Source organism: Microbacterium sp. Bi128, assembly GCF_918698205.1.
Genome location: NZ_CAKKMM010000413.1, coordinates 1 through 3,879, shown reverse-complemented (window position 1 = coordinate 3,879; position 3,879 = coordinate 1). Strand labels below are relative to the sequence as shown.

3 protein-coding genes and 1 pseudogene are annotated in these 3,879 nt (G+C 73.7%); 2 read left to right on the top strand and 2 right to left on the bottom strand.

Annotation, left to right across the window (positions count from 1 at the left end; genetic code table 11):
• Nucleotides 1-344: pseudogene (locus LQV45_RS20090) on the top strand (lytic transglycosylase domain-containing protein); the annotation flags it as partial.
• Between the two features lie 98 nt (nucleotides 345-442).
• Here the strand turns inward: LQV45_RS20090 and LQV45_RS20085 are convergent.
• Entirely contained in the window at nucleotides 443-2,407 is a 1,965-nt protein-coding gene (locus tag LQV45_RS20085) for a glycosyltransferase (protein WP_230008524.1), read from the bottom strand.
• Nucleotides 2,408-2,540: 133 nt separating this feature from the next.
• Between LQV45_RS20085 and LQV45_RS20080 the strand changes: the two genes are divergently transcribed.
• On the top strand, nucleotides 2,541-3,158 hold the full coding sequence (locus LQV45_RS20080) for a DedA family protein (RefSeq protein ID WP_230008523.1): 618 nt from the start codon (nucleotides 2,541-2,543) through the stop codon (nucleotides 3,156-3,158).
• A 90-nt stretch (nucleotides 3,159-3,248) separates the two neighbouring features.
• On the opposite strand, the gene LQV45_RS20075 is transcribed toward LQV45_RS20080, so the two are convergent.
• A partial coding sequence (locus LQV45_RS20075; protein ID WP_230008522.1) for a fructosamine kinase family protein occupies nucleotides 3,249-3,879 on the bottom strand: 631 nt, incomplete at its 5' end.

Here is a 3,879-nt window from a genome sequence, read left to right as displayed (position 1 = left end):
GCAGCGGAGGGTCCACCGCGCCCGCGGGGCCGACGATGAGCCCCGGGGCCGCGCGCGACTACGCCCGCGGTGCGATCGGCGGTTACGGCTGGGGCGACGATCAGTTCTCGTGCCTGGTGTCGCTGTGGAACCGGGAATCCGGCTGGCGGGCGGACGCTCTGAATCCGTGGAGCGGTGCCTATGGCATCCCCCAGGCCCTTCCCGGAGACAAGATGGCCGCCGCTGGTCCCGATTGGCGGGCGAACGCCGCGACGCAGATCGCCTGGGGCCTGTCCTACATCAAGTCCCGCTACGGCTCCCCGTGCGGCGCGTGGGCGCACTCCGAGTCCACCGGCTGGTACTGAGTCGCCAGATCACGTGATCTGGGCGAAGTCACGCCTCGTGACCGTCCACGCCGTGTCCGTTCGACCAGACCACGTGATCTGGACGCCCACGACGGCCCTCAGGACGTCGTGCGCTGACGCTGGCGGTCGCCGCGCGTGGGCAGTTCGACGTACCCGTCGTGCTTGGGAAGGATGCCGTCGCCGGCGGTGCGCCCGCGAACTCGACGCCACACCCAGGGCAGGGCGTCGCGGGTGAGCCACCCGCGCTGGTGCACGTCGTCGTCGGCGTGCAGCGCTTCGTCGAGGTCGGACAGTTCTCCGGCGTCCGGCACGCCCAGCGCCTCGGCCGCGCGATAGGCCACCAAGCGGTGACCGCGCGAGCGCAGGTGCACGAGGTCGTCGGCCCACAGTGGCAGTTCGCCGATCTCTGCGACCGCCTCCAGGTCGAGCAGGATCGCGCCGTGCGCACGGGCGATGCGGCGCAGCTCCACGTTGTACGCGGCGAAACGGCGAGCGAAGATGCGCGCGGCCGCGCGCCGCGGCAGGAACGTCGTCACCAGGAGAACGTCGGCGCCGGTGCGACGCACGGCGCGGACGGCGGACTCGACCTCGGCCACGAGCGCCGGGATCACCGGCGCGGGACCGACCAGGTCGTTGGCGCCGATGAGGATCGAGACGAGGTCGGGTCGCAGGGCGAGGGCCGCAGGGATCTGCTCGTCGATGAGGTGGCGCACCCGACGACTGCGGACGGCGAGGTTCGCGTACCGGAACGGCCCCTCGTCGCTCGTGTGCGCGAGCAGCTCGGCGAGGCGGTCGGCCCACCCGCGGAACTGTCCCGACGGCATGCGCGACGCGTCGCACAGTCCCTCGGTCAGCGAGTCGCCGAGGGCGACGTAGCGCGTCCAGCGCCCGCGCGCCCGTGGCGCCGGAACCTCGGGCCGTTGCCCCCCGCGCACGAGCATGCCCTCGTCCATCGTCCTCAACGCCGCGGCCTCGCGGTAGTGCCCGACAAGATCGTGCGTCAGGGCCTCCCACGTGCGCCCGGCCACGGCATCCCGAGCTGCGCGGGCGAACGCCTGCCGTTTCGACTCGTCGCCGATCAGGTCGGCCACGCGCGCCCGCAAGTCGTCGAGGTCGCCCGGTCGGTACAGCCAGCCATCGACGCTGGAGCGGACGAGGTCGACGGGGCCGCCGACGCCGGTCGCGACCACCGGCACGCCACTGGCGAGCGCCTCCTGGATCGTCTGCCCGAAGGTCTCGCTCTCACCGGGGTGCACGAACACGTCGAGCCCCGCCATCGTCGACGCCAACGCCGAACCCGAGAGGTGACCGGTGAACACGGCATCCGGAATCGCCTTCTCCAGCGCGGGACGCGACGGACCGTCGCCGACGACGACCAGACGGGTCCCGGGCAGATCGGCGAGCGCCCGCAGGTCGTCGACCTGCTTCTCGGGGGCGAGTCGGCCGACGTACCCGACGATGCGCTCCCCTCCCGGCGCGACCGCGGCGCGCCAGGCCTCGTCGCGGTGCTCGGGGGCGAAGCGCACGGCATCCACTCCCCGGCCCCACCGACGCACGCGGTCGACGCCGAGCCCCTCGAGCTGACTCATCGACGCCGACGAGGGCGCGAGAGTGAGCGTCGCCCGGCGGTGCAGCCGCGTGACGTGCCCCGCGACGAGGGCGGTCGCGTGCGGCAGGCCGTACTTCTGGGCGTACGCGATGACGTCGGTCTGGTAGACGGCGACCGAGGGGATCTTCAACGCCTCGGCGGCGGCGAGCCCCTGCCAGCCGAGCACGAACGGGGATGCCAGGTGCACGACGTCGGGGCGGAACTCCCGGAGCAGACCGCCCAGGCGCGCCGCACGGGCGAACACCACGCGGACCTCGGGGTACGACGGCAGGGGAACCGAACGGAGCAGCTCGGCGCGGGCGCCGTGGAGGTCGGCGGTCACATCGCCGGATTTGGGGGCGATCACGAGCGTCTCGTGGCCCGCCTCCGCCAGATGGCGCAGGACATGGAGAACGGAACCGGTGACCCCGTTCATGTGCGGGAGGAAGGATTCGGCCAGCAGCGCGACTCTCACGCCTCCAGGGTGGGACCCGCGGGCCCGCGGCGGCGTCGATCCTGGCCCGACGTTCGCGATGTTCACCGGATGATCCGCGCAGGGTCACCGCCCGGACGGCATCGCGTCCCGATCGGCGGCGGAGAGTGACGTGATGGACGGGATCGACGCGTGGCTCGCAGGCGTCGCGGCGAGCCCGTGGGCACTTCCGGCGATGGCTCTCCTCGTCTTCGCGGACGCGTTCCTCGTCGTGATCCCGGGTGAGGCGGCCGTCACCGCCTTCGGTGCCCTGGCCGTCGCGAACGGCACTCCCCCGCTCTTCGCGGTGATCCTCGTCGCGGGGGCGGCGGCCTTCTGCGGCGACCTGTGCTGCTACCTCGTGGGGCGCGCGGTCGGCGTCGAGCGGTGGCGCTGGATGCGCGGTCCGCGCGTGCGCGGCGCGTTGGAATGGGCACGGGCGCGACTCGAGCGCAACGCCGCGGTCGTGCTGTTCACCGCGCGGTTCGTGCCGTTCGCCCGACTCGCGGTGAACCTCGCGGCGGGTGCATCGCGGGTGAATCCGGCGCGCTACCTCGGTGTCGCCGCCGCGGCGGCCCTGGCGTGGGCCGCGTACCAAGCGGTCATCGGTGCGGTCGTGGCCGCGATCGTCCCGGGCGGGCCGGTGGTCGCGGTGATCGTGTCGATCGTGGTGGCCGTGGGCATCGGGGTCGGCATCGACCTGGTGCTGGCCCGGCGCGCGCGCCGGCGTGCCTCCAAGGATGTCGCGGCGTAGTCCGTCGACCGCGCGCCGAATCACGCGATCTGGCCGCGAGCTGCGATGGCCGCGAGACCCCGCGGATCCCGGATGCCGGAACTCCCGGCGTCAGCCGAGCGCGAGCGTCCGCTCGGCCGCGTCGACGAGCGCGCGGCCGTACGACGGGCCGTGCCCGGCGGCGTGGACGGCGAGCGGATGCAATTGGTGCACGGGCACGCGATCGTGCCAGCCGTCGTTCAGCGGGTGCGCGCGATCGTACGCGTCGACGATGTCGTCGAGGTGGGGGCAACCGAACAGCGCGAGCATCGCCAGGTCGGTCTCGCGATGGCCGCCGTGCGCCGCGGGGTCGATGAGTACGACGCCCTCGGGCGACCACAGCACGTTGCCCGCCCAGAGGTCGCCGTGCAGCCGGGCGGGAGCGTCGCCGTCGTCGAAAGCCCCGGCGGAGATGAGCGCGCACGCGCGCCGGACGACTGCGGCGCCGGATGCCGAGAGGTTCCCCGCCGCGACGGCGGGGGCGAGGAAGGGCTCGACGCGCTGCGTGGCGTAGAACGCGCCCCACGTCGGCTTCGGCCGGGACGGCTGCGACCGACGGCCGATGAAGATGTCACCCGCCCAGCCCGGCGGCGGAGCGCCGAACGCCGAGGCCCCCGCGTCGTGGGTGGCGGCGAGGGCGGCACCGAACGCGACCGCGGCGCTCGCGCTCGGGCGCGCCTCGTCGATGCGCTCGAGGACGATG